The sequence below is a fragment of the Parasphingorhabdus halotolerans genome (assembly GCF_012516475.1).
In the GTDB taxonomy this organism is placed as follows: Bacteria; Pseudomonadota; Alphaproteobacteria; order Sphingomonadales; family Sphingomonadaceae; genus Parasphingorhabdus; species Parasphingorhabdus halotolerans.
In genome coordinates this window covers 161,638-186,414 of the sequence record NZ_CP051217.1, presented here as the reverse complement: position 1 = coordinate 186,414, position 24,777 = coordinate 161,638, and the positions used below count along the sequence as shown (strand labels likewise).

The 24,777-nt window shown below is 48.6% G+C and carries 19 protein-coding genes and 2 pseudogenes; 9 read left to right on the top strand and 12 right to left on the bottom strand.

Annotated features, from left to right (window positions below; translation table 11 throughout):
- Window positions 1-65 precede the first annotated feature (65 nt).
- The 4 genes and pseudogenes from putA (at window position 66) to HF685_RS00975 (ending at window position 8,621) form a co-directional block, all read left to right on the top strand.
- The gene (gene putA / locus HF685_RS00985) at window positions 66-3,776 is read left to right on the top strand and encodes a bifunctional proline dehydrogenase/L-glutamate gamma-semialdehyde dehydrogenase PutA (RefSeq protein WP_168817806.1); all 3,711 of its coding nucleotides are present in this window, start codon (window positions 66-68) and stop codon (window positions 3,774-3,776) included.
- A 106-nt stretch (window positions 3,777-3,882) separates the two neighbouring features.
- A pseudogene (locus HF685_RS16665) lies at window positions 3,883-4,167 on the top strand (response regulator); the annotation flags it as partial.
- Between the two features lie 222 nt (window positions 4,168-4,389).
- Window positions 4,390-6,036, top strand: coding sequence for an EAL domain-containing protein (locus HF685_RS00980; RefSeq protein WP_246218687.1), 1,647 nt, complete (start codon window positions 4,390-4,392; stop codon window positions 6,034-6,036).
- Window positions 6,037-6,110: 74 nt separating this feature from the next.
- Complete coding sequence (locus HF685_RS00975; RefSeq protein ID WP_211051278.1) at window positions 6,111-8,621, top strand: response regulator; 2,511 nt, start codon at window positions 6,111-6,113, stop codon at window positions 8,619-8,621.
- Between the two features lie 11 nt (window positions 8,622-8,632).
- Here HF685_RS00975 and HF685_RS00970 read toward each other — a convergent pair whose 3' ends face one another.
- The 10 genes from HF685_RS00970 to HF685_RS00930 all read right to left on the bottom strand — a co-directional run bounded on the left by HF685_RS00970 (window position 8,633) and on the right by HF685_RS00930 (window position 21,019).
- A complete protein-coding gene (locus HF685_RS00970; RefSeq protein WP_168817800.1) occupies window positions 8,633-9,586 on the bottom strand; it encodes a crotonase/enoyl-CoA hydratase family protein in 954 nt (317 codons plus the stop codon).
- 299 nt (window positions 9,587-9,885) lie between these two features.
- Window positions 9,886-10,887 (bottom strand): NAD(P)H-dependent glycerol-3-phosphate dehydrogenase, encoded by a 1,002-nt coding sequence (locus HF685_RS00965; protein ID WP_168817798.1) that lies wholly within the window; start codon window positions 10,885-10,887, stop codon window positions 9,886-9,888.
- 67 nt (window positions 10,888-10,954) lie between these two features.
- Complete coding sequence (locus tag HF685_RS00960; protein ID WP_168817796.1) at window positions 10,955-11,887, bottom strand: alpha/beta fold hydrolase; 933 nt, start codon at window positions 11,885-11,887, stop codon at window positions 10,955-10,957.
- 19 nt (window positions 11,888-11,906) lie between these two features.
- Window positions 11,907-12,770, bottom strand: a complete 864-nt coding sequence (locus HF685_RS00955; RefSeq protein WP_211051276.1) for an alpha/beta hydrolase — start codon at window positions 12,768-12,770, stop codon at window positions 11,907-11,909.
- A complete protein-coding gene (locus HF685_RS16210) occupies window positions 12,767-12,919 on the bottom strand; it encodes a hypothetical protein (RefSeq protein ID WP_246218686.1) in 153 nt (50 codons plus the stop codon). Before HF685_RS16210 ends, HF685_RS00955 begins: the two co-directional genes overlap by 4 nt.
- Window positions 12,916-14,244 carry a DUF3336 domain-containing protein gene (locus HF685_RS00950; protein WP_246218685.1) on the bottom strand — a complete coding sequence of 443 codons (1,329 nt, stop codon included), beginning with the start codon at window positions 14,242-14,244 and terminating at the stop codon, window positions 12,916-12,918. Before HF685_RS00950 ends, HF685_RS16210 begins: the two co-directional genes overlap by 4 nt.
- Before the next feature lie 85 nt (window positions 14,245-14,329).
- The gene (locus HF685_RS00945; protein WP_168817794.1) at window positions 14,330-15,889 is read right to left on the bottom strand and encodes a WS/DGAT/MGAT family O-acyltransferase; all 1,560 of its coding nucleotides are present in this window, start codon (window positions 15,887-15,889) and stop codon (window positions 14,330-14,332) included.
- A 28-nt stretch (window positions 15,890-15,917) separates the two neighbouring features.
- Entirely contained in the window at window positions 15,918-18,260 is a 2,343-nt protein-coding gene (locus HF685_RS00940) for a glycerol-3-phosphate 1-O-acyltransferase (RefSeq protein ID WP_168817792.1), read from the bottom strand.
- Window positions 18,261-18,280: 20 nt separating this feature from the next.
- The gene (locus HF685_RS00935) at window positions 18,281-20,110 is read right to left on the bottom strand and encodes an HAD-IB family hydrolase (RefSeq protein ID WP_168817790.1); all 1,830 of its coding nucleotides are present in this window, start codon (window positions 20,108-20,110) and stop codon (window positions 18,281-18,283) included.
- Between the two features lie 492 nt (window positions 20,111-20,602).
- On the bottom strand, window positions 20,603-21,019 hold the full coding sequence (locus HF685_RS00930) for a HipA domain-containing protein (protein ID WP_246218684.1): 417 nt from the start codon (window positions 21,017-21,019) through the stop codon (window positions 20,603-20,605).
- A gap of 5 nt (window positions 21,020-21,024) precedes the next feature.
- On the opposite strand from HF685_RS00930, the gene HF685_RS16205 reads away from it, so the two are divergent.
- The 3 genes from HF685_RS16205 to HF685_RS16660 all read left to right on the top strand — a co-directional run bounded on the left by HF685_RS16205 (window position 21,025) and on the right by HF685_RS16660 (window position 22,653).
- Entirely contained in the window at window positions 21,025-21,381 is a 357-nt protein-coding gene (locus HF685_RS16205) for a hypothetical protein (RefSeq protein ID WP_246218683.1), read from the top strand.
- A 275-nt stretch (window positions 21,382-21,656) separates the two neighbouring features.
- Entirely contained in the window at window positions 21,657-22,211 is a 555-nt protein-coding gene (locus HF685_RS00925) for a hypothetical protein (protein ID WP_168817789.1), read from the top strand.
- Between the two features lie 100 nt (window positions 22,212-22,311).
- Entirely contained in the window at window positions 22,312-22,653 is a 342-nt protein-coding gene (locus HF685_RS16660) for a PilZ domain-containing protein (RefSeq protein WP_168817787.1), read from the top strand.
- A 64-nt stretch (window positions 22,654-22,717) separates the two neighbouring features.
- Here the strand turns inward: HF685_RS16660 and HF685_RS00915 are convergent, their stop codons facing one another.
- Window positions 22,718-23,695, bottom strand: coding sequence for a sensor domain-containing diguanylate cyclase (locus tag HF685_RS00915; protein WP_246218682.1), 978 nt, complete (start codon window positions 23,693-23,695; stop codon window positions 22,718-22,720).
- A gap of 159 nt (window positions 23,696-23,854) precedes the next feature.
- On the opposite strand from HF685_RS00915, the pseudogene HF685_RS16200 reads away from it, so the two are divergent.
- Together HF685_RS16200 and HF685_RS00905 are read left to right on the top strand one after the other, a co-directional pair.
- A pseudogene (locus HF685_RS16200) lies at window positions 23,855-24,235 on the top strand (integrase core domain-containing protein); the annotation flags it as partial.
- A 115-nt stretch (window positions 24,236-24,350) separates the two neighbouring features.
- Entirely contained in the window at window positions 24,351-24,569 is a 219-nt protein-coding gene (locus HF685_RS00905) for a hypothetical protein (RefSeq protein ID WP_168817784.1), read from the top strand.
- Here the strand turns inward: HF685_RS00905 and HF685_RS00900 are convergent.
- The gene (locus HF685_RS00900; RefSeq protein WP_168817782.1) at window positions 24,566-24,748 is read right to left on the bottom strand and encodes a hypothetical protein; all 183 of its coding nucleotides are present in this window, start codon (window positions 24,746-24,748) and stop codon (window positions 24,566-24,568) included. The genes HF685_RS00905 and HF685_RS00900 overlap by 4 nt on opposite strands.
- Between the last annotated feature and the right edge of the window lie 29 nt (window positions 24,749-24,777).

Genomic DNA, 24,777 nt, shown 5'->3' with positions numbered 1-24,777 from the left:
AAATTTCCTGCTTGCGCAACGTAATGACTATTTTTCGTGTTGATTGTCGTTGATATTCTATGTCCATGAACCAGCACAATCCGATTTCATCAGAAAATGTAAACCGTCGCAACCAGGTCGCAACAGCAACTTCGCAAAGCGAAAGTGTTTTGTGCGATCAATTGACGCAAAAACTCGGGCTGAATTCTGCGTCATGGTCCCGCATCGAAACGCGCGCGATTGCGTTGGTCGAGAAAATCCGATCAGATCAGTCGCAACCATTAATCGACCAGTTTCTAAACGAATATGGGCTGTCCACACCCGAAGGTGCGCAGCTCATGCGACTTGCTGAAGCGCTCTCGCGGACCACCGATGCTGTCACCGCTGATGAATTGATAAGAGACAAGATCGCTGGTGGCGACTGGCTTGCGCATACAGGAGCTGGACGCAAAATCGCTATGCGTGCATCAGGGCGAGCGCTAGACCTCACCAGCAAATGGCTGCGATGGTCGGAAAATCAGTCATCGGGTTTATCGGAACAATTGGCCAAGCTGGGAAACAGCGCGGTCCGGTCTTCAACACGCGCCGCCATAAAGGCAGTCTCATCGCAATTTGTATTTGCTGAAGATTTGAACGGAGCGCTGAAACGCGCCAAAGCTTATGGCAAAAACGGCTATCTATTCTCCTTCGACATGTTGGGAGAAGCTGCTCGCACACAATCTCAGGCAGCAAATTACTATCAGGCCTATGCAGATGCTCTTGAAAGGGTTGCGCAAAGTGCGGGATCGCAAGATCCCCGGCTCAACCACGGTATCTCCATAAAATTGTCCGCCTTGCATCCGCGCTACGAATTTGCGCAGGCGAAAACTGTGGTGCCGGAAATTGCTGGGTTGTTTCTGCCGCTGGCGAAAAAGGCTCGCAGCGCCAACGTGCAAATCACCATCGATGCTGAAGAGGCCGAGCGACTGGATATTTCCATGGATGTTCTGGCGGTACTGGTTGCGGAACCCGAGTTACGGGGTTGGAACGGCTTGGGATTTGTAGTGCAAGCCTATCAGCGTCGCGCCCTGCCCCTGCTCAATTGGCTGGAGACGCAAGCGGCACAATTGGGCGCGCCATTGTTTATCAGATTGGTCAAGGGCGCCTATTGGGATAGCGAAATCAAACGCGCCCAAGAAATGGGTCTCGAAAGCTATCCTGTTTATACCCGCAAAGAGATAACCGATCTGAGCTATCTCGCTTGCGCGAAAAAACTGCTCGCTCATCCCGATGCATTCAGCCCGCAATTTGCAACCCATAATGCGCATAGCATCGCGGCAATTCAGGAAATGGCCGGAACGGAACGGCCGATCGAGGTTCAGCGCCTGTTTGGCATGGGGCAGCAGCTTCATGATATCATATTGCAGCAGCCCAATATCATTAGCCGCATCTATGCTCCGGTCGGAACCCAGAAGGATTTGCTATCATATCTTATCCGCCGATTGCTGGAAAATGGAGCGAACAGTTCTTTCGTTCACAAGCTGGCTGATCCAGCTATCGAGGCTAAATCACTTTCACAGTCACCGGTTGATGCCCTGCTGAGACATAGTGAACTCGAAAATCCAAAAATTGGCCAGCCACGAAATTATTTGAAAACCAAACGCATGAGCGCGGAGGGTTGGGATTTATCCAATCCTGCCATCCGCCAAAGGTTCGAAAGCGGAATAGAGCAAGCCTCGAAACAAGCCTATGTTGCCGGTCCGGTTATTGACGGTAAACTTGAGCGATCCGAGCAGCATGATATTTGCAATCCGGCCAACAAAGCAGACCGTGTCGGTATATGCTATTCGGGAGATCGCAAAATAGCGAAACTCGCCATTGCATCGGCACAAGAAGGTTTCGAGACATGGTCTAAAATCCCTGCCAATAAGCGTGCTGCAAAACTGGAAAGGGCGGCCGACCTTTTGGAAGAGCGCGCCTCCGTATTCCATTATCTCGCTATAAAGGAGGCTGGTAAGACCTGGTCTGACGCCGTTGACGAGGTACGTGAAGCCATCGATTTTTGTCGCTATTATGCAGAGCGCGCTCGCGACGATGACTTCGTCAATCGTAAAGCTGTAGGTGTAGTTATATGTATATCACCGTGGAATTTTCCGCTCGCGATATTCATGGGCCAAGTTACCGCCGCGCTCGCAGCTGGCAACAGCGTGGTTGCGAAACCTGCTGAACAGACACCGCTGATTGCAGCCGAAGCAATCAGGCTGTTGCATGACGCGGGAATACCCCCGTCAGCTTTGAACTTTGTGCCGGGCGCTGGAAGCACCGTGGGTGAGGCGTTGGTTTCGCATAACCAAACAGCTGCGGTCTGCTTCACCGGTTCCACAGCAACCGCGAAAAACATTGCCCGGAAGCTGGCGGCATCGGGCCGTGCCTTAACACCGCTTATTGCAGAGACCGGCGGCATCAATGCAATGATTGTCGATTCCTCGGCCCTGCTTGAACAAACCATCGATGCGGTTGTTTCATCGGCATTTCAAAGTGCGGGACAACGCTGTTCAGCGCTACGCATTTTGTGCGTTCAGGAAGATGTCGCCGATGCGTTTCTGGGGTTATTGCGCGGCGCGATGGAATCGCTGACCATCGGTGATCCCATGTTGATCGAAACTGATATCGGACCCGTTATTGATGAGCAGGCAAAAGACAACATCAGGCGCCATATTGACCTGCTGGAATCAAGCGCGAGACGTTGCGGACTAGCAACCGATTCATTGCCATCTTCTGGACACTTCATCGCTCCGGTGGCCTTCGAACTTAATGATTTTACCGACCTTAGTGTGGAAGTCTTTGGTCCGGTCCTTCACATCGTTCGTTATGCAGCGCATTCAAAGATGGCTTTGATCGATAAGATCAACGCCAGTGGCTACGGGCTTACGCTCGGTATCCAAAGCCGCATCGACAACGTTTCGGATGATATGGCGGGCCGGGCAAAGGTCGGAAATATATATATTAACCGCAATCAAATTGGCGCTGTCGTAGGCGTCCAGCCGTTTGGCGGCGAGGGCTTGTCGGGGACCGGACCAAAGGCAGGCGGACCGCTTTACCTGCATCGTCTTAGCGCGGACGGCGCCGAAGTTCTCAACGCATCATCAGGACAGAAGCCCTCGGTTGAACAAAAGAAAAGCGAGGACCAAGCGCTGGATTCCATAATCACAATGGGCATTGCCGCTCAACGCCTCTGGGCCAATACGCCCGGCAAGCTTGATATCATCAGTCAATTAGCCAAGAGCAATGTCAAGGATATCGGGAAAATCATCGCCCGAGAAATGGCAAGCACCGAGCTGGTATTGAGTAATCTCCAGATACCCTCACCTGTTGGTGAAACAAACTCCTACTCTTGCCATGGCCGAGGATTGATCATTTCCATTATTGAGGATGAAAATGCCGCTTTAATCGCCTGCATTCGAGCATTGGTAACTGGCAACAGCTTTCTGCATATCGCCTGTGGTGCAAAAACTATCATACAAGCGCTAGCTGATACGGTCCAAACGGCCGCTCCAGCAAAGGGGCTGGTACAAATCGTCCAAAGGGTGGGTGTGGGGGAGCTTACAAGCGCGATAGAGTCCCATCCAATAGGAGCCATAATAGCTGAACCGGATGATCATCGAGTACATGATCTGGGTGTGGCGTTAGCAAATCGCGCCGGTCCGATATTGCCGATTTTAACCCCGGCAAGTCAGCACGACCGCTATGTTCATGAAAAAACAATAACCCGGAACATTGCTGCCGCGGGCGGAGATGTTAACTTGTTGAACGGCTAGAGGGTGATCCCGAATCCTTCCGCTAATTCAAGCCATTGATTAGCCTAAAAAATATAATCAAACTATCGTTAACCTTATCTTGAATATCGCTCGCTAATCCGAAGTTATGAGCACGCGTGTCTTAATAGTCGATGATCGACCAACCAATCTGCGTATATATGCACAGTTTGTGACGTTGATGGGGGAGAAATATTCCTCCGTCACCTTTGCAGACCCGCTTGAAGCGCTGCAATGGCTGCGCATGGAAAGCGTGGACTTGTTAATCGTTGACTATCGGATGCCACAAATGAATGGCGCGGAGTTTATTCGCAAAGTGCGGGCGATGCCATCCGGCGCAGAAGTTCCGGCAATCGTAATCACTGCTCATCAAGATCGCGAATGTCGGCTATCGGCATTGGATGCAGGTGCAACAGATTTTCTTCAAAGCCCGGTCTCTCACGTAGAATTTTGCAGCCGCGCCATTGCGTTGCTCAGTCAGACGGAAAAAAGTGGTGACCTGAAAAAACGTGCTTCCGAGCTTGAGAAAAAATATGCAGCGGTCGGTGTTGAACCCGGACCCGAGACGACAAGCGGCAAGAGCATCCTCGAACAAATTATCGACACTATTCCGATCATGATCAACGCGACTGATCGCTCTGGAAAATGTCTATTCACCAATGCCTATCAATCTGCTCTATTTGACAAGAGCCCGGATGAAATGGTGGGCCGAGACTTTACCACCTTTCTAGACACCACTCAGGCCGATAATTCGAATCGACGAAACACGATCGTTTTGAAGTCTGGCCAACCCATTCCGCATTACGAAGAAAAAATTAACAGCGACGGCGTGCAGTTGATTTTCCACTGCAACAAATCACCCCTGCTTAATCACAAGGGTGAAACAATAGGTGTGCTTACAACGGCTGTTGATATTACAGCACGCAAATTTGCGGAGGAGCACCGGACACATTTGGCATTGCACGATATGCTAACTGGCCTTCCGAACCGCGTATTGCTTGCAGAAAAAGTGCGTGAGGCAATCGATATCTGCCTGCGTGAAAATAGCCAATCTGCGCTATTGTTGCTTGACCTTGATCGGTTCAAAGTGATCAATGATACTCGCGGACATCATAGCGGCGACACGTTGTTACGCGAAGTTGCCGAACGGCTATCGAATATTATAGGAGCAAAAGATTTTGCCTCTCGAATTGGAGGGGATGAATTCGCAATAATTCTCAATGAGATAGATGGGGCAGATTCGATAAATTCACGATGCACAAAAATTCTGAAAGCTATAAATGAACCTTATTCCATCAGCGGGATGGAACAAGTTATTGGTGCAAGTATCGGCGTAAGCCTGATCCCTCATGACGGCGTGGAATATGAAGAAGTCTTACGATTGGCTGATTTGGCGATGTATGATGCCAAAGCCAATGGTCGAAACTGTCATCGTTTCTTTTCGGAAGGAATGAACCAGATCGCCCAAGCCGATGCAGCTCTGGAAAATGAATTGCGCGATGCGCTTAGTCAAGAGCAATTTGCTCTAGAATATCAACCAATTGTTGATGCTAAAACACTAGAATATGTAGGCCTCGAAGCCTTGATACGTTGGGATCACCCCAGTCGCGGTCGCCTGTTACCGGTCCAGTTCATAAGGGTTGCCGATGATACCGGCTTGATGGATCACATGGGCAAATGGGTCATAGCGGAGGTCTGTAGACAAATACGCACTTCAGCGGACGAAGGTGTCGATTTGCCGCGTGTAGCAATCAATATTTCACCGCGGCAATTTCAAAATCAGAACGTTTGCGATGAGATTCTAAAAAACATCAAATTGCATAATATCGAACCTTCCAAAATTGTCGTCGAAATTACCGAAGAACTGCTGCTCGACAACAATGAACATGTGAGTAACTCCTTGAATCGCCTCAGAAGACACGGCGTTGGCATTTCGATCGATGACTTCGGCACCGGCTATTCCTCTCTCCAATATTTACGGGATCTGCCAGCAAACTGCCTAAAGATTGATCGTACCTTCGTTTCGAGAATCGAACATTCCGCAGCGGATCGAGCCATTATTGGTACAATCTCTCACCTTGCTCATGCTCTTGATATGCGCGTTATTGCAGAGGGTGTTGAAAATGATGCGCAGTTGGAACTTCTCCAGGTTTCCGGTGTTGACGAGATTCAGGGCTTCAAAATTGCACGTCCGCAACGCGCAGAGAACCTCAAAAAGCTGTTCGATCAGCAGCGGTATACCAACCGATCAGCTGAGGGCTGAACTCCATGTTCTCTTTAAAACACAAATTTGGAACGAAACCTCGCGACAATCACAGCAGGCATTCTCACAGATCAATGTCACAGCCAAGAGACCGTGAACACGAAATAATAAAAAACCGAATCCTACTCATAATCGTTGTCTCAATATGCTGCTGGCTTTTTGATGCTGATTACCCGGGAATTATCGAAGGATTTCTGGTTTATCTAGTGATTGGCCTTGGTATCGCCCTTGCTTATCATCTTGATCCAAAACCCAATAATGTTCGTCGAATAGTTGGCCTCTGCACGGAATTTGGGGCAGGAATCTATTTTTCCTCAATCGGCGGGGCGAGCGTGGCTGCCTTTTACCCGATCTACCTCTGGGTTATACTGGGCTACGGCTTCCGCTATGGCGTAAAATGGCTCTTCATTGCAGCTACTATGGGTACTCTTTCATTTGGGTGGACAGTATATAATATTCCGTTCTGGTACGAAAATAAATCACTGTCGATAGGTCTCCTCGCGGGATTGTTTATCATACCTGCCTATTGCTCAACATTGATTTTGAAGCTGTCCAAAGCAAAAGAGGAAGCAGAAAGTGCCAATAAGGCGAAAAGCCTATTTTTGGCCAACATAAGCCATGAACTAAGGACGCCATTAAACGCAATTATTGGATATGGTACCCACATGCTCGAGATGGGCCTGCCGGAAAAACAAAATCAAATGGTGGCAACAAGTGTTTCTGCGGGCCGGCATCTTTTGCACCTTATCAATCAATTGTTGAGCTTCTCGCACTCAGAATCGAGAGACGAATTACCGGAACCAAAAGAGTTTTCCGCCATAAACCTGCTTTCTGAAGTGCGGGATATCATGCAGATAAATGCTGATGAAAAGGATTTGGAAATTCATCTGCAGGCCGAAACAATGAGCGATCGACTAATTGCTGGACAATTGGACCACATCCGAAACATATTGATCAACCTGACCAGCAACGCAGTAAAATTTACCTGTAAGGGATCGATCCTCCTCAAATGCGGGATTCATAAAAACTCCGGATCTCATTTGCTTTGGTGCTCGGTCACCGACACAGGACCAGGCATTGCGGAAGAAGCGCAAAACAAGATTTTTGAAGTCTTCCAGCAGGCAAATGATGGTGTGCAGGCCGATTTTGGCGGCACGGGTCTGGGCCTTGCCATTTGTCGAAAGCTTGCAATCCAGATGGGCGGCGATGTAATTGTTGAAAGCCAAGTTGGAATGGGGAGCACATTTACCCTAACCTGCCCTGTTGCAATTGCGGAGAGCAATAACGATGGCCCAGACGAGAATAGCTTCAGATTATTGTCGCTGGGATCGAAACCTTTGGGTCCAGAAATTCAAAGCGATAACATCGATACGATTCATGTCGAGCATATTGAGTTGCATTCCAAAGATGACATCTGTGCAATTCTCAAAAATAAGAATCTGAGCAATTTTCATCTTGCTGTGCTGGATCAGAATGCAGCAGAAATGTGCGAAGAGAATTCAGCAACATGGCCGCTCTTCCAAGCTGCCAAACTTGCCCCTGTTTTGCTGTCCCAATCGCAATCGGCTAATCTTGATGATATTCGACTGCGGGCAGCGTTCGCATCAGTTCTTCCGGCATCGCCTGATTTTGATGAGATTCGGAGCGTCATACAAATTGGGTGTTCGTTCAACCATGTTAAAGTGTTGGAGATAGAGACTGAAAGTAATCCCGATAAAAACGGACCTCCACTCAGAATATTAGTTGCTGATGATAACCGCACAAATCAGATGGTTTTGGACACTATTCTGTCTAACGCCGGCCACAACGTTGTCACCGTAGGTGACGGCAATCAGGTATTAGAAAAACTGGAAGCGGATGCTTTTGATCTGGTTTTTCTCGATGTGAATATGCCAAGTTTGGGCGGCATAGAATGTTGTAAACTATGGCGCCAGATTGAGGGGCCGAGAAACCATATTCCGATCATTGGATTAACCGCTGATTCAACTGAAGAAACCGAAAAAAAATGCCTGAATGCCGGGATGGATCTCAGGATCACCAAGCCTGTGGAGACAGGCTCTCTCTTGAAAGTGATTGCCCAACATACAAACCATTTGCGCAGCGGAAATTCAGGCAACAACTTTGTTGATAGACCGGTCTCAGACCCCTTCAATGTTGTACAATCAATTGACGGCACTTACGATGTTGATGCGATTTCGCCAATCGATGAGACCCAGATGGAATATCTGGCTTCAATCGGCGATTCCGATTTCGTACAATCCATCGTTCAATCCTATCTTGAGGATAACATCGCAATATTGTCAGCTTTCAAATCTTCCGTCGAGCAGGAGAATATCGCCGAATTTCGGTTTCAGGCCCACGCATTCAAAAGCGGCGCCAACAATGTTGGAGCGTTAGGTTTGTCAGAAATCTGCTCAAAACTCGAAGTCATAACACAGCCAGACTTTGACAGCCGACGACACGAATATTTATCTCTGGTTGAAACCGAGCTGTCGGCGATCACGCAATATCTTGAAGCTCAACGATCACCCTCGCAGGATGAGGCCAAAAAGTTCAGCTCCGCGTCTGTTAACTTTTCTCAATAAAACCAGATGATCTAAACAGACTGCAACGAGCGACGTATTCTCCGATCCTGAGCCATCGCCAAACGTTCCATTTTCCGAACATCAGCTTCATCAAGATAGAGAGCAGTTTCTGCCCACATATCGGTGACTTCGAGCAATTCATCCAGCGAAACAGGGTCTGATATCCGGCGAGCACGATACACTGCACGTTCGGCATGAAACCGGCGTTGGTTGGCTTTTGTATATTCAATGATTGCAGCTTCACCCTGACCATCTTCAGCCAAGATATCAACAACACCCATTTCATATAATTCTGTGGCCGTGAACAACTTGCCTTCCAGAATGAATCTTTCTGTTTCCTTTCTGCCCAGCCGTTGTCGCAAAAAGCTATATGCGCCCATTCCTGGAAAGAGATTAAACAATATTTCCGGCAAACCCATTCGCGCGCTTTTTTCTGCGACAAGAATATCAAAAGCCAAAGCATGCTCAAAGCCGCCGCCAAGCGCATCGCCCTGCACCAACGCCATGGTAATTACAGGCGCGCCGTAACCAGTACTGTTGGCGTACTGCATGTGAACGCAGGTCCGTGCATATTTCTTGAGAGCGCCAAGGTCCCGGCGCCTTATGCAATCCGCAAAATGCTCGAGATCACCACCCAGATTGTAAATACCGGGGGTTTTTGAACCACAAACGAAATAGCGCAGCGGATGATCTGGTTTCGTCGCGCCCATCGCGTAATTGGTGTGAATCCAATCCTGCACTTGCTGGATCTCATCACCCAGCTCATAAGTATAACTCGGTCGTGATTTCTGGTTCATATAGCACCAGAAAATTTCGTCCGGCTTGTCAAAACGCAGAGATATTTCGTTGAAAGATTTACCAAGTATATCGTGATCAAAATCGGCATTGGATTGGATCAACGATTCCGTTCCATCCTGGAACATTTTTTGTTCCATATCATTTGCTATGATACTCTTCAACTTCATACTCTTACTCTCCACATTTTGAGCTTGACCATCATAACTCCGGTTAATCAAATCCCAATGCGCTATATTCATTTTTTTAAGCCGCGCCCCATAAAGAAGCAAGTAAATCCGCTCCTTTTAATTAACATCCTTAATTGACTCGATAATTTTCTTTTGTTTGAGTCACTTGCTTTCAAAGCCGCATCAAATATCGCTTATAATTGACTGCAAATGTGACATTATTTTACAAATTTAAGTTTATCATTTTCGGCCATCAACGGATATTTCCAGCCAAGTTAGTTGCAGCCGCAACCACCTGACTAACCTGCATCGGCCTCAGAACCGGCTGAAGCGCTGATTAATCCGCGAAATGCTCGCACGGCAGATCGATTGCCCTTTGTGACTTCGTATACGTCTTCAGCAATAGGCATAGAGACGCCGTATTTTTTTGCCAAGGCGATAACCGTAGGCGCGCTTTTTACCCCCTCCGCCACCATCAACATATCGGCGATGATCGCATCAATTTTCCGTCCTTTACCGAGCTCTACGCCAACGTGTCGGTTGCGGGATAAAGAACTGGTACAAGTGGCGATCATATCGCCCATGCCTGTAAGCCCTGAGAAAGTTTCAGGGCGACCGCCCATTGCAACTCCCAGTCGCGTAATTTCAGCCAGTCCTCTGGTGATTAATGCAGAACGGGTGTTGTCCCCTGCCCCCAATCCATCACCCATACCCACGGCAATGGCGATGATATTTTTCAATACACCGCCCAATTCGCAACCAAGCAAATCCGTGTTGGTGTAGACCCGAAACATTCCGGAATGAAAAAGCTGCTGCAACTGCTTCACGATGATCTCATCTTCCATAGAAATGACGCTCGCAGCTGCCTGACCCGACATGATCTCGCGGGCAAGATTAGGCCCAGTGAGCACACCCACAGGATGCCCCGGCAAAACCTCCTCGATTACCTCCGTCATGCGCTTACTGGTAGAAAGCTCTAGCCCTTTCGTGAGGCTAATGACCGGCACCCAAGGCCGTAAATATTGCTTGGCCTCTTCCAGCACCCCACGAAAATTACTGGAAGGAATACCCATCACAAGTACATCGGCATCCGAAACCGCTTCACCAATTTCACAAGTCGCGGTTAGCTCATCAGGGAGCACTGCATCAGGCAGATACTTGCTGTTTCGATGGTTGTCATTGATGTCAGCTACGGTCTCTACATCGCGCGCCCATAGCTTGATCGGAGCGTTGCGGGAAACCAGCGAAGCAACCGTTGTGCCCCAAGACCCGCCACCTAATAGACCAACCCGCAATTTCATATATTGTCCCCTCTTACCAGCGACTCCTCTTTAACGGGAGTTCGCAGACAGTAGACTGGCGGGGAAATCAGTGTTTGGCAAGGAAAGCAAGTTGTGCCGCAGCGACTTCTTTAGGCTTTTCTATCATCGGGATGTGGCCGACATCTTCAAAAATGACCAGTTCGCTATTTTCGACACCGGCGTGGATTGCCTCCGCGCAGCTCACGTCGATCAATTGGTCATGACGGCCCCAGATGATCAGAGTGGGCACTTTCAAACCACCCAGTTCACCATTTAACGGGCGATCTTGGGTGTCTTTCACAATCGTCCAAAATATCTTGTCGAGCAATTCCTTGTGCGCGTTGGCTTCTTCGAAGAAAACCTTGCGGAATTGGCCGGGAATTGGTGGCGGATTATGTGTCACAAACGCCATCATGCGTTTTACGTCTTCCACCGAGTTGATTGCCAGAGCATTCTCACCATTTTCGACTGACTTCACCAACTCGCTTTCATTTTTACCCTCAACACCGGCGTTATTGTAAAGCGTCAGCGATTTCAGATATTCTGGATGGGTCAGCGCAAATTGCAGGGCGATATGGCCGCCCATGCTGTTGCCGCCGATATGGCATTTTGAAATACGCAGAGCGTCAAGAAATTCACGCAGCCGTTCGACTTGCGATGCAATGTCATATTCACGGTTCAACGACCGGTCATTTTCACCAAATCCGGGCAAATCCATCGAAATGAGCCGGTATTTTTCGGTTATTTGGGGAGAGAAAAGCGCCCAATTATCTTTGTCTCCGCCAAATCCGTGAACCAGCAAGACAACTTCGCCATCGGACGGTCCTCCTTCCAGATAGGGCCAGTCAAATTCGCCTGTCTTGACCGATTTCTCAACCAGCCCACCCTTACGACGCAATCCGTTTCGCATCGCAGAATAGAGTAATCGCGGGAAAACGAAATAGAGTATCAATGAGCCTGCAATCAGACCGGCGATTATCCACAATACAATGTTTAACATGCTTGAAACTTTCAGATATTTATGCGGCGCTGGAGCCTATTCTGGCATCGAGCCAGTCCGTCATATCAGTGAGAACGGCATCTTTCTCAGGCTCGTTGAAAATTTCATGAAACAGGCCTGGATATATCTTGAGTTGCTTTTCAGGCGACGATATTTTTGAGTCCAAAAAGGTCGAACCTTCTGCGGCGGCAAGGCTATCATTAGAGCCGTGCAACATTAGCATTGGCAGCTCTATTTGCGATGCCTGCTGCTGGATAGCAGTCATGTTATTCAGCATTTCCGCCGCCAGACGCGCGCCCATTTTTCCGTTGTAAACAAGCGGGTCTGCTAAATAATGAGCCACCACCTTGGGATCACGGCTAACGCCATTCGAATCCAGCGCCAGCACTCCAAGTTTCGGGAGAAATCGTGACAGCAAACCGCTTATTGCTTTGAGAAAAGCAGAAGGCTCCTCGGCAGCTTTGATAGCGGGGCCGGAGAGCACAGCCGCAGCAAACTTAGACTGGTTCTCCAGCAAATAGGTCGCGCTGATCAATCCGCCCATGCTGTGACCCACCAGCATTATTGGAAGGCCGGAATAAGCCGCCCGAGCCATTTCAACAAGCGCATCAACACCATCATGAAACACCGAGAAATCAGGAACAAAACCCGGGTCGCCATCGGATTTTCCATGGCCCCAATGGTCGATTGCAAAAACGGCGTAGCCGCGATTTACGCAATGTTCGGCGAAATATTGATAGCGCCCGCTATGTTCAGCATAACCATGAATCAGTAATATGACCGCCTTAGGCGGTGTATCCGGCAACCATTTCTGGAAAAAAAGCTTTGCGCCAGCTGCCTTGGAACTGGCACTTAGCCGCAGGTTTCCTTCGTCATGCTTCAAGCGATTTTCCTTTTCATCGCAGCATCATGGTCATGTGCCAGTTCTGTTTCATAGTCGAATAAAATTCTATCCAGAGTTTGGCTAATTTTTGTTTGGGTCCGCACCATTTCAATTTTCGGCCAGGTCGTTTTTTCACCAAGCTGGATCAACTCTTCAATATCCTCAACTGGAAGATTGCTGAGGATCTTCGATGGCCCCAAAACATGCTGGGACGGATGATATTGATGTCGCCCATATAGTCCTGATTGATCACCGAAAGCGTCATATTCGCTAGGCTGTTCAGACGTGGAAAATAGGACAGCGGCTTCTGCATGATATCAACATTGGCATTGATCCAGGCCTTCATCGTCGTCGTTGTCGCGTTGCGGATAGCTGAAATAGGAGTTTTTTGCTGACTGACATCGCTGGCAAAGGGCGTTACCAAAGGATTAGCCTGACTCACGATATGGTGGTTCACACCATAAAGCCGCGCAAGGCGCTTGGCTGGCAAATCATGGGTAACCGAACCGTCCACCCATTTGCGATTAGGCAGATACGGGATACGTTTTCCGGTGTGGTCTTTGGCTGCTAAGGTGACCGGCGGATATACACCCGGCACGGCACAAGAAGCCAATACGGCCTCACGTATATAAACATTCGGTGATGCAATGGCATTTAGTAGCCTTGACGTTTGGTGCTTTTCCGCAGGGGCAATCGAGACATTGAGATGACGACCAGTGAGTTCATAGGCCTCCTGGAATGTAAGATCAGGTAGCATGGTGGTTAGTCGCGCTCGAATTTCATCCGCTTTGAGCCGCCGCGAGCCGCCAAAAAGGCCGAAACCGGCTTCTCCATCATCATCACTGATAGAGTCGTCAAACAGATTTTTCGCTTCGAAATATGGCGGAATTTCATCATCGGTGTGCGTAGCGATGAGCGCGCCGACAACCGATCCGCCACTGGAACCGGACATGATATGCGGTAAGAGGCCTTCCGACCACAGCGCCTTTACAACACCGACATGAAAATAGAGAAATGCGCCCGAACCACTCATCAAAAACGCGGACCGACCATAGCAATGCTGGGCGCGGCGAAAGAAATCCAGTTTTTCTTCAAACGGAATATCGTTAACTTTATCACTCGCCAGATACTCAAGCGAATTGACAATGGCATCGACGTAATCCTGGATGAGTTGCTTGGTGCCAAATTTGGCTTTCTGGTGGAGGCGCTTGTTGCCCATACCGTCCATATTGCCATGAATGCCCTCGTTTAGAGCGTATAAAAGTCCCGCATTATCCTGACTTTTCCACAGTTTTGACAGTCGCTTAAGACGGCGGCGAATTGATTTGTTGTCGAAGTGCTTGCTTTCGTCAGACTCTTTCCAGACATCCACGCCAGTCGAGCGGTCATGCGCAGCCGCTGCGTCCGCCCACTCGGAATAGCTCGTGGCTTGCGCCATCGCCTTTTCCATCTTCAATGTGGTGTTCAGGATCATATCTTACTCACTTGATTTGTGCCGAAAACTCGCAACGGCAATGGAGAACAACCGAATTTCAGTTGCTGTTGGGTTCTTTCCACTCCTATTTCGTCTTGCCCTGACTGGCTCTTCTCGGCGTCTTTGATACGCGCCGATAATTTGAGCCAGTTGGCGAATGCGTTGCAGCTTTCTTTGCTGCCTCCGCTTTTGCCGCCGTCTTTTTAACCGAGCTATTAACTTTAGCAAGCCGCAATTCGTTAAAAGATTTTTCTATGCACTCGACGAAATAATCGATGTCCGGCATCATTTTCCGGTCGGAAATAACGCTGAACGAGATCGTGCCGTTGTAACTTGGCGTGGCGATAAACAGCCCCATCCCGTGCGCCAAGGGAGCCAAGCCGTATTGATGTGTGAGCTTCGCTCCGTTCATATACAATTGAATTTGCGGCCCCGGAACATTGGAAACCATCAAATTGCTCATTTTCGGCGCGAACCGTTCATCGGTTAAAATACGGGCAACACTGGCCATGGTTACGCCAGGAATATGTTTGGACAAATCCGTCATAATCCTCGCGCTCAAACCAGATTTTGCGGCCTTCGTTTCTCTCGTGGTGTCTCGAATCGCTCCCAAGCGCTGCAAAGGATCAGCGATATCGGACCAGATTTTGATAGTCATCGCCGAAATATTATTGCCGGGATTGCTTTCTTCACCTGACCGGCTTCGCGCATTGACTGGCGCTACGGCGACCAGCGATTCTTTCGGTAGTTCCTTGTGCTTCTTGAGATAATGCCGCATCGCGCCGCTACAGACGGCAAGCACAACATCGTTGATCGTCGCGCCATCAACCTTGAGCCTGATTTTTTTAAGCTCTTCCAAATCGAATGTGACCGCGTCAAACATTTTATGCGGTGTCACGGATCCATTAAATCGTGTTTCCGGCACTGAGTTTCCGGATTTTTCGTCCCCTCCACGAATGGACTTGGTTGCGGTGGACAGAATTGCCGGAGCAAATTTCATCAACGCCTGTGTGAGTTTTACGGGTGACGTCACTGTGCTTGATATTGCCCGTTCCAGAATTTCTGCAGCGGTAGGTAGATCGCTTTGTTCGGGCTTGCCTTCTGGCAAAGGAATGGCCGGTGTCCCTTTCGCATCCATATCCGACACGGCCGCAAAAAAATGGGCTCCAGATACTCCATCAATTGTCGAATGATGAATGCGGGTCAAAATTGCGTAGCTGCCTTTGGCATACCCTGGAATATTATCCAGCCCCTCGACGACATACATATCCCAGAGCGGCCGGTTCATATCCAGCGGCTTGCTATGATGGCGAGCAACCTGAATGCAGAACTGCCGCCAATCACCGGGTTCAGGCAATCGGCTGTGCGAGATATGGGCTTCAAGATCAAAATGCTCGTCTTCCACCCAATAGGGATGATCAATATCTAGCGGCAGGCGGTATAGCTTGCGCTTGAACATTGGCGACACATCCAGCCGCTTTCTCATATGTTCGATAATATCCTTGAAACGCACTTTCCCGCCCGGCGCAGTCGATGGATCGTAAATATAGACGGCCATCACGTGGGTCAAATTGGTCGCGGACTGAACATATAGAAATTGCGCATCCTGCGCACTTAACTGGTTGATAGTATGCGGCTCGGTCATAGTTGAGTCCTTTCAATTAGGCTCATATTCAGTCAAATATTTTGTCGGCAAGCTGAAGCACTTCCAGTCGCGATTTTTCCATCCGGCGCGAAAGTGCACGAAACTTGCGCAACAATGCTTTTCGTGCGGCAATAGTTTCTTCCGTTGATTCACCTGTGAGATGCTGGCTTGCCGCCATTTTGAAGCCGTTTTCAAACAGGATTTTACCAATGGACGCTTCGCTGGTAATTCGTCGCAGCAAATAAGCCTGCCGCCCCTCTTTCAGAGCATTTTCCACACACGTCTTCTTGTCAATGGCCTGCCCGGGCTCCAGTCGCGCCAATATGTCGAGTACAACGGTGTATGATTCAACAAATGGCAGAAATACTGCGTGTCCGATAAGTGGCTGAAAACGGTTTGTCAGGCTCGTCAACATCACGCCGCCCTCATTGAGCTTCTTCTTCCAATCCGGGTCGGAGCGATCAAGTTCGGCTTTCAAATTTTCCCGATATTCATCTTTAGGCGGATAGAAAAACTCGAATTTGAACAAATCTCGAAGCCGGTCGGTCTCTTCCCAAAAAACTTCCGATGCTATTTGATCCTTTTCTTCGCGAGCTTTAAGCAGCGAAAGTTCGATTATCGCCTTGTCGAGAAAATGATGGATGATCGAATTGCGATAATAGCTCGCCATTGGGTGCTTTTCAGGCTCAATTGCATAGACCGTCGTGGAGCCCTTGTCATAGCGAACTAGTAACCCGCTGTTTACCAGCGTATCGACGAGCTTTTGAATATCTTCAATACTATCGACCGTCAGATCAGCGCTGAACCGGATATTGCGTTCTTTCGCCCAATCAACAAAGAAATTGATAATGGCGCGCAGTTCCTGCGCCGTCATCGCGCGCGGCGCTGTGCCAAGCAAGCTTAGGCACATTAGAGATGTCAGCGTCAATGGTGTCGCTCGGTTAGCCTCCACCGCAACCTCGAACGCGATTTTTGAGAGACCAATGCGATCATTCGGTTCGGGCGCTTTTCTGATCACAACCGGCTCGCCAAAATCGACATAAACTTTACCCATGGGTTCACGCAAGCTACGTAAATAACCAACAAACCAACTCAGCGATTCCGCTTTTTTAACCCGTCCAGTCTGCTCACTGGCATATTCTTCTACATCGCGGATCAGATCAAAGCTGGTAACCACTGGAATAATATGCACATTCTCAATGTCATTTGCGTTGGCGCTATCCATCACATACTTCAGCAAACCATAGCGTGGAGGCATGAGCTTCCCGAGCCGGGATCGCGTCCCTTCAAACGCCCAAGTCATAGGAAAGCGCTTTTCCAGCAAATAGCTGACATAATGTCGCAGAACGAGCTTGTAGACGGGGTTATTCTCGAAACTACGGCGAATAAAAATTGTCCCCGCCCGGCGCAGCACAAAGCCGAGACCGAAGAAATCCAAGTTGATGCCGCCGAATACATGGATCAACGGCAAATCGTTCTGATAGGCCAGATCGGTTGGTGTTACACCATCAATATAGGTTTTGTGCGTAAACAACAGCAGCGTTGGATGCTCGCGCATAGTCTTCCTGAGCCGTGTCAACTCTCCTTTATCGAAAACCACATCATCTTCATATCCTTGAGAGAGCATGAACCGGTCGAGCTTGGCCTTCATATCAATAAACAAAGGACTGGGGCGCGCGATCAGTTCCTTCATATATTTGCTCGCTTCTTCATAAAGCGAGGTTTCTGATTTTCCGAGATCGGTTGAGAGCTGGGTCATCGCGCTACGAAATTTCGGGTTTGTACGCAAACCATCTGCAACATAACGCGGTACCTTGTAACGCCTGCCTCTCAGGCCACGTTCCGAAATATCGAGCACCAGGCTGGCTTGCCGCAATACAAAGCTGGCGAATTCTTCTGCGCTATCACTGGAATCGGCAACCACTTGATTGCCAAAGCGCTGCTTAAGCGCAGCAATTGTCGCAGGTTGTCCAGTGAGGCAATGCGCTCTGCGTTTGTCGCGCATTAAGATACTGCGGGCGCGCAAACTTCCTGGCGTTCTGGGGTCACCAAACAATATGTGCCGCTTTTTTATCGCACGGCTTTTTTCGAAATTCGGGATTCGCCAAACAATGCGAACGGGGACAACCATGGTGTTCGGATCATCCTGCAGTTTTTCAATCAAACCATCTAGCCGCAAATCCGCGCGCTCATCCGATATCGGTAGGCTTATCCAGTTAATTTTTTGGCCGGGACCGCCTTCGGCCAACGAAGTGTGAAGCCAATCGAGCAGATATTTTCTCTCCACTCGATTGCGCGCATCGAGAACAAATAGCTTCGGTCCCTGCGCTAGCAGCGGTCCAGTTTTAGCTATCGCTGCGGTTCCGTCCATTCTTGCTCCCTATTGGCAGATTATTTCTTTGCACTCGCTGTGGCTGCTGCCTTTTTTGATCGCGTTTTAGTGGCTGGCTCGGCCTGGGTCAGCTTTCGTGGCACCGGTTTTGCTGTCGCGGTGCGCGCCGAAGAATTGCTAGTGGACTTCGCAGCCCGTCTTGTAACACGTTTTTTGGCAACGGTATTTTTGGTAACCGACGCTTTTACAGCAGCTGGTTTTTTCGGTGCCACCTTCCGCGTCACAGGTTTCCGGACCTCTGTTTTCTCCACCCCAGACTTTTGGATGGCAACAGGCTTGCGCTTCGACACAACTTTGGTTCCGGCTGTTCTCTTGGGTGCCTTTGTCGATCTTCGAGACTTACTGTCTTTGACATTGGCACCTGCACCGCCGCTGACCAGAGCTTCGAGCGCTTCCTCTTCGGTATCCTGACCAAGCGCTTTCAAGAACATGCCTCGCACCTCGGCGACATGTTCGTTAATTGATTTTACGCTCCAATCGCTCGTATCCACCGGCGGCAAAACCTCGACCCTTACTCTGGCTGGCCTCATCAGAAACTCGTTTTTCGGAGCGATATCGCCGGCATTGTGAATAACAATCGGCACCATCGGAACACCGGCCTGCATCGCCATGTGGAATGCGCCCTTTTTAAATGGTCCAAGTTTGGGTGATAATGTTCGCGTGCCTTCCGGGGCAATGACAATAGACTTGCGATCGACTTGTATAGCTTCAATCAATGGCTCCATCGCCTTGATCGCACTTCTGCCGTCAGCGCGATCAATGAACACCGTTCCGGCGAGCTCCATCAATTTACCGATAATCGGCGTATCGCGAATTTCCTTTTTGCCAACCCCGCCCATATCCTTGCGGATAAGCTTGGCTAGGATCATCACATCCGCTTTGCTCTGGTGATTGAAGACGAAGATGCAAGGCCGCGCTGTCCAGAGATTTTCTTCTCCGGTTACCTCTAGTTCGCATCCCGTCAGCGCTGTGGCAATGTCACCAAATAACCCGGTGGAAAAATTCATCGCTTCCCGCTGCGATCCGGTTAATCCCCAGATCGGTAGCGAGGCCACAGCGGCCCCAACAAGCGAACCGGTTGCGTATATGGTCCGCAGATAATCCACGGGTTTGCCCTGCCCTCGGCTATCAAATTGCTGCAACGGCCAACCCCGCTCCATCGCAACTTCACGCAGTTTGCCGTTGGGATTTAGCGGGCGCGGTTTGCCAACACGCTCAAGCAGTTCAATATCGTCGTAACTATCAGAATAGAAATAGCTTCTATCAAGATTAAGCTTGTAGGTTTTGGCCAGTTCTTCGGCCGCCAGAACCTTCCCCTCGCCAAAACACAGCGGGCGAATGATGTTCCCGGTAAACTCTCCGTTCTCTACTTCATATTGTGAGCACAAAACATGCTCAATATCCAGATCACGCGCAGTTGGCTCGATCTGGTAAATTGTGGCTGACGAAATTATCGCTATGGTATGACCTTTTGCCCGGTGCGCTTCAATAAGGTCCCGCGCTTCTGGATAGACTTTGCGCGCTATGTGTTTTTCGTAAAGCTCCTCGCCAAATTCAAAATAGCTATCCTCGGTTACGCCCTTCATGAATTTCGCAGCGCCGGTCATCAGGCCGGAAAAGCCCATGTTACCCATGGCATATTGCGCCATTACATTAGCTGTCTCAACAACTTCTTCTGCCGTCATCTCGCGGCGCTTTATCTTCTCCTTGAGTATCGCAGTGGCCGAATATCCCGCAATTATCGTGCCATCAAAATCGAACAGTGCTGCAATATGCGGCCCCTCAGGAGCGTTTAAAACATCCTGTAAATGCGAGTCATGTTTTGCCATTTTTTTCCTCAGCCAGACCGGCTTTCTCTTACCCAAAAGGTATACTGCCAAAAAAACACCTTGTTTCCCAGCTTTTAATCCAGTCAGACCAGAATAATCCTGAATTCGCTGTTGGTTGTCTCGCTTTGACGCACAGGATATGGACTCTCAATGCGGCAAGTCGGTTGGCGCTCTAAAGTTACCGGCAAAGGTTTTGCAAAAAATGGTCCGGCGCATTTGATGTAAACAGTAACATTCCGCGGGTTAATCTACTTACATAAAATCATTAGTGCGACTTACGGAACAACAGAAAATGGCGGAGAGACAGGGTGCAAGCCGTTTCTGGCAAGGGTCCAGAATGATTTCACTATTCTGCTGCCGGATTTAGTTTACCCCACAGTTTGTCCCACACCGTGATTAGGCTACTTTTTGTTTTTCCAACTGCGCTCGATTACTAATCATTTCGGCGAGTAAATCCAAGCCGTCATTTTTTACAGGAATCGCATTTCCGGCTTAATCCAATTTGTCCTCAACCGTATCCGCCAGTTCCTGTGCACGGCGTTTGACGAATGGCGCGCTTAATCCAGCTTCTTCTGCAAACTGATCAAAATGTCTTGTTTCGATTTCTTCCAATGTTTTCTTGCCGCCAAATTTCATGGCAAAGCGCGGCGACAATTCTTCCCAGGCCAAAGTGGCAACCAGATCATAGAGCGGGGCCAAGATGATCCCGGCTGCACCGTCCGCGTAAAGCAGGCTGTAATTTTTAGCATGAGCGTCCGCATTACCAATGATGATGTTAAACAACACTGCATCGACCAGCTTCGAAACCTCCCGCGCTGGCCGCGTAGTTGCATCACGAATCAACGCAAAGCATTCACGCAACACCGGCCCGCCTTCCGCTGCATATTTGCGATGCGACGGAATACCCAACGCCTGTGCAAAGTCCTCTTGATGAATGCGCTGGACCGTTCCATCAACTTCCGATCAGTCATTACGATCAACCAGCAGATATGGCTTACCTTCAGCAGTTCGCCATTCTGCCGTCGGCGCGTCCAACCCCTGTCGCTTTCGCTCTTGCCGAATTAAGGAACCCAGTGATTTCACATCCAGCATGTCAATCTTCACTATTTTACCGAACGGTAATATATGACATTATCGCGCCTTGTAATGCATTGATTTTCCCAATCGGCAAATTATTTGAGCTTTCCAGCGAAATTGCTACAAAATCGCCTGAACGGGAATATTTTGAAACTTCAGGCTGGATCGTAGCTCCACTCTACAAAATTGAATAATTTTGATATGCTTTGCCGTAAATTTGAACAGTTCGTGCATATGGCAGGCCCGACGAGTAGGCCGTCAGGATATCGTCCTTGATTGGTAAGTATTTCACTTTAGATCGCTCGGCAAAAATTTGCCGCTTGGCGGAAAAACGATGCCTAATTCAGGGATTGTCCAACTGATTGGGATGGCTGTGGAGGGCCATAGCCATAATCTTTGAGGCGGCCTGGCCCTTTTGAACAAACTGGCATGAGTTTTGCTTTTAATGGTGTCAGAAAGGAGTTTCATTATGACGAACTCAAAAAAACTATGTTTTGCTATCGCTATGGGCAGTCTCCCGATCCCAGTTTTCGCACAGCATAATTCCTCCCCACCGATGGAAGATTATGAAGATGTTGGCCAAGGAGCAGGGATGGAATGGCATTACCAGATCAAGGACGGGGTTCCAAACTTGGAGTTTGGCGTCAAAGAAACCGGCCACCGGCTTGATCGATTATGGGAGTTCTCATGTTCAAAAATGGAAGGTGAGCACGGCACAATCTCAAATACGATATTTGCTAAGCCGCCTGAGATACAACCGGATGACCAATTTGGCTTTTCAGTTCGCATTGATAAAGGAAAATCAGTTGGACTGGTCGCCAATAGGGGGCCATTCCAAGTTCAAGGCTATGACACTTATTTTCCCCAGTTCGAAATCACCGATAAACATGACCTCTGGGATTTGTTGCGTCACGGAAAGCGTGCCTATATAAACTTGAATGGCAATAAATTCTCTATCCATCTGGACGGGTCGGCTAAAGCAATAGGAACTTTTATCAATTCCTGCCGGACAAAGTCCAACTAACAATCTTGTCGATAGTGTAATGAAAGCAACGACCATAGCGTAGTTAAGTGCTTGGGGTCTTTGCCGTTTATATTAACGTGAAAATTTTAGGCGAAATGCGATGATGGGAACCCATCAAAATAGGTTCGGTTCTGGCCGCAAATTCAACAGTCGTAGGCTCAATTACCGAACTACCGTTGCAACAGAGATATTCATAAGACAGTCCTCGTCGCAATTATTTCGGGCGACATTGTCTGACATTTCGGTATCAGGATTTAAATTGCACAGTTTCTCAAGCCTTGATCCGGAAAAGCTAATATTCGTCACTCTTCAAGGACTGCAAACACTTGGTGCTCATATAAGGTGGGGCGAATATCAAGACTATGGATGCGAGTTCGTTAATTCACTCCATCCGGCTGTTTTGGAACACTTAATTTCGAAGTTGCGAGAATTCGGCAATTAAGATCAATGTCCATCGCAGAATATTCCAAAATATTCCCGTCGATCTTTTCCGGGTTTCTTGACAATCATTGCGACCCGCAAGGACCATTTGTATCGAAGATTAGGTTCCGTCCACAATCTTTAGCAATATACAGACCCCTATCAGCTTTTTTGAGCCAATCCGAATATTGACCGATGTCTTTTGAGATTTTTGCAATCCCGAAACTCGCTGTAACTTCTAAATCTGGCAGGCCTTCGAATTTGCAGTTCGCTATTGTCTTGCGAAAGCGCTCAGCGGCAGCGACTGGTTCATTTCGTGTTGTCCCAGTCATTAATATGGCGAATTCCTCTCCGCCAATGCGAGCGAAAACATCAGTTGGCCTCAAGCTCATTTTGACTTCTGATGCGATGGTGCGCAGGACCTCGTCTCCTGCGGCATGTCCAAAATTGTCGTTAACTTGTTTGAAATGATCCAAATCGAAAACCAAAAGCGAACTTTCGATTTTCTGCCGCTCAAATAGAGAAACACATTTCTGCACTTCGGATCCAAAAGCGCTTCGATTTAATGCCCCTGTCAATGCATCTGTTTCAGCCTGCTGGCGCAGTTCCATTTCGTGGATTACCAGCTCACTGAGACTCGTTATTAAAGCAATATTTTCAACGTTGTGCTGTCTCGGCGACGTATCTATTGCGCACAATGTACCGATTGCATAGCCATCAGGGGAGACTAGCGGCACTCCGATGTAACTTCTGATATTAGGATCTCCCCTTACCAGTGGGTTGTTGCAAAATCGAGCATCCGTACTGGCATCTTCCACCATCAAAGGAGATTTGTCGGCAACTGTGTGTGTGCAGAATGAAATGTCTCTCGCAGTTTCTGTGACATCCAAACCATGAACGGATTTGAACCATTGGCGATCTTCGTCAACAAGCGAGATTAGTGCTATTGGAACATCAAGCGACAATTGCACGACTTTAGTAATACGATCAAAACGTTCTTCGGGATTAGTATCAAGAATTTGATACCGCTTAAGGGCAGAAAGTCTACCTGCTTCGTCATCCAAATTTACATGCAAAGTCATTCCATCCTCAATCCAAGATCGTAAATTCGACCATATATTGGTTACGAACATTTGTGGGTCAGATTAAGCTTTTTTGAGTTTCAATGAGCGACTATCCGACTAACCAATGTCGGCTAGGCACATTTGTTTTGATGAGGCGAACCTGATACGTCAATATCTGGTCGCAGAGTAGTGCGTGAGTTGACAGACTTGATCTGCAAGCGCGGCAAGCCTGGGATGATCGTCAGCGACAATGGGACGGAACTGACCTCCAATGCGGTGCTGGCCTAGTGTGGCGAAGCACGGGTCAAATGGCATTACACGACGCCCGGCAAGCACGCCGACAATGCCTTCGTGGAATCGTTCAATGGGCGTCTGCGGGACGAATGTCTGAATACACATTGGTTCTTGTCATTGGACGATGCAAGGAGCAAGATCGAAGCGTGGCGACGGGACTATAATGAGTGTCGTCCTCACACCTCGCTTGGCTGGATGACACCAGCTGAATTTGCTTCATCGGTCGGGGTTAACCCCGACCGATGAAGGCGGGAGGCTAACATTGAACCTGGACACAAAACCGGGGGACCGTCAAACAATGCCGAAACTCTAATCGCAACTGGATGAATGTTGGGGGTCACGTCACGACCTTGCCCTAACAATGATGTTACCGGAATCGTTGGCCAAGAGACTCGTTGCTTTATTGGCTACAGAAGGTTTGATAGAGTTATCCGAAAAGTCAGAAAGCGCGTTGGACGAAAATCTTTCTCTATCGGAACTCGGTGTTTCTAAAGTTACGCAAATTTTAAATGAAAGTGCGGACGAGCTCTCGCTTGAAATTGATACCACGGACGCGAAAGCATTTTTCGCACAAAGTTAATTTTGCGGTTCAACAAAATCCGATAATGTATGTATGGCTTCGTCGATACGTAATGCAGCAATTTCATGGCTGCCCAAGGCATCGAGTTCGGCCAAAACCTTTGCTAATTGATCGATGATATTTTGAATGAGCGGAGCGCCGGAGAGAATCTCGCTCTCGTTTTTTTCTGAGGAAGTCATGTTTTAGGACCCGACCTATTTTTATACGA

Excerpts from the sequence above, each read along its gene's own strand:
- putA (WP_168817806.1), top strand. The coding sequence starts at position 66 with ATGAACCAGCACAATCCGATTTCATCAGAAAATGTAAACCGTCGCAAC.
- HF685_RS00980 (WP_246218687.1), top strand. The coding sequence starts at position 4,390 with ATGATCAACGCGACTGATCGCTCTGGAAAATGTCTATTCACCAATGCC.
- HF685_RS00975 (WP_211051278.1), top strand. The coding sequence starts at position 6,111 with ATGTCACAGCCAAGAGACCGTGAACACGAAATAATAAAAAACCGAATC.
- HF685_RS00970 (WP_168817800.1), bottom strand. The coding sequence starts at position 9,586 with ATGAAGTTGAAGAGTATCATAGCAAATGATATGGAACAAAAAATGTTC.
- HF685_RS00965 (WP_168817798.1), bottom strand. The coding sequence starts at position 10,887 with ATGAAATTGCGGGTTGGTCTATTAGGTGGCGGGTCTTGGGGCACAACG.
- HF685_RS00960 (WP_168817796.1), bottom strand. The coding sequence starts at position 11,887 with ATGTTAAACATTGTATTGTGGATAATCGCCGGTCTGATTGCAGGCTCA.
- HF685_RS00950 (WP_246218685.1), bottom strand. The coding sequence starts at position 14,244 with ATGATCCTGAACACCACATTGAAGATGGAAAAGGCGATGGCGCAAGCC.
- HF685_RS00945 (WP_168817794.1), bottom strand. The coding sequence starts at position 15,889 with ATGACCGAGCCGCATACTATCAACCAGTTAAGTGCGCAGGATGCGCAA.
- HF685_RS00940 (WP_168817792.1), bottom strand. The coding sequence starts at position 18,260 with ATGGACGGAACCGCAGCGATAGCTAAAACTGGACCGCTGCTAGCGCAG.
- HF685_RS00935 (WP_168817790.1), bottom strand. The coding sequence starts at position 20,110 with ATGGCAAAACATGACTCGCATTTACAGGATGTTTTAAACGCTCCTGAG.
- HF685_RS00925 (WP_168817789.1), top strand. The coding sequence starts at position 21,657 with ATGACGAACTCAAAAAAACTATGTTTTGCTATCGCTATGGGCAGTCTC.
- HF685_RS16660 (WP_168817787.1), top strand. The coding sequence starts at position 22,312 with ATGATGGGAACCCATCAAAATAGGTTCGGTTCTGGCCGCAAATTCAAC.
- HF685_RS00905 (WP_168817784.1), top strand. The coding sequence starts at position 24,351 with ATGATGTTACCGGAATCGTTGGCCAAGAGACTCGTTGCTTTATTGGCT.
- HF685_RS00900 (WP_168817782.1), bottom strand. The coding sequence starts at position 24,748 with ATGACTTCCTCAGAAAAAAACGAGAGCGAGATTCTCTCCGGCGCTCCG.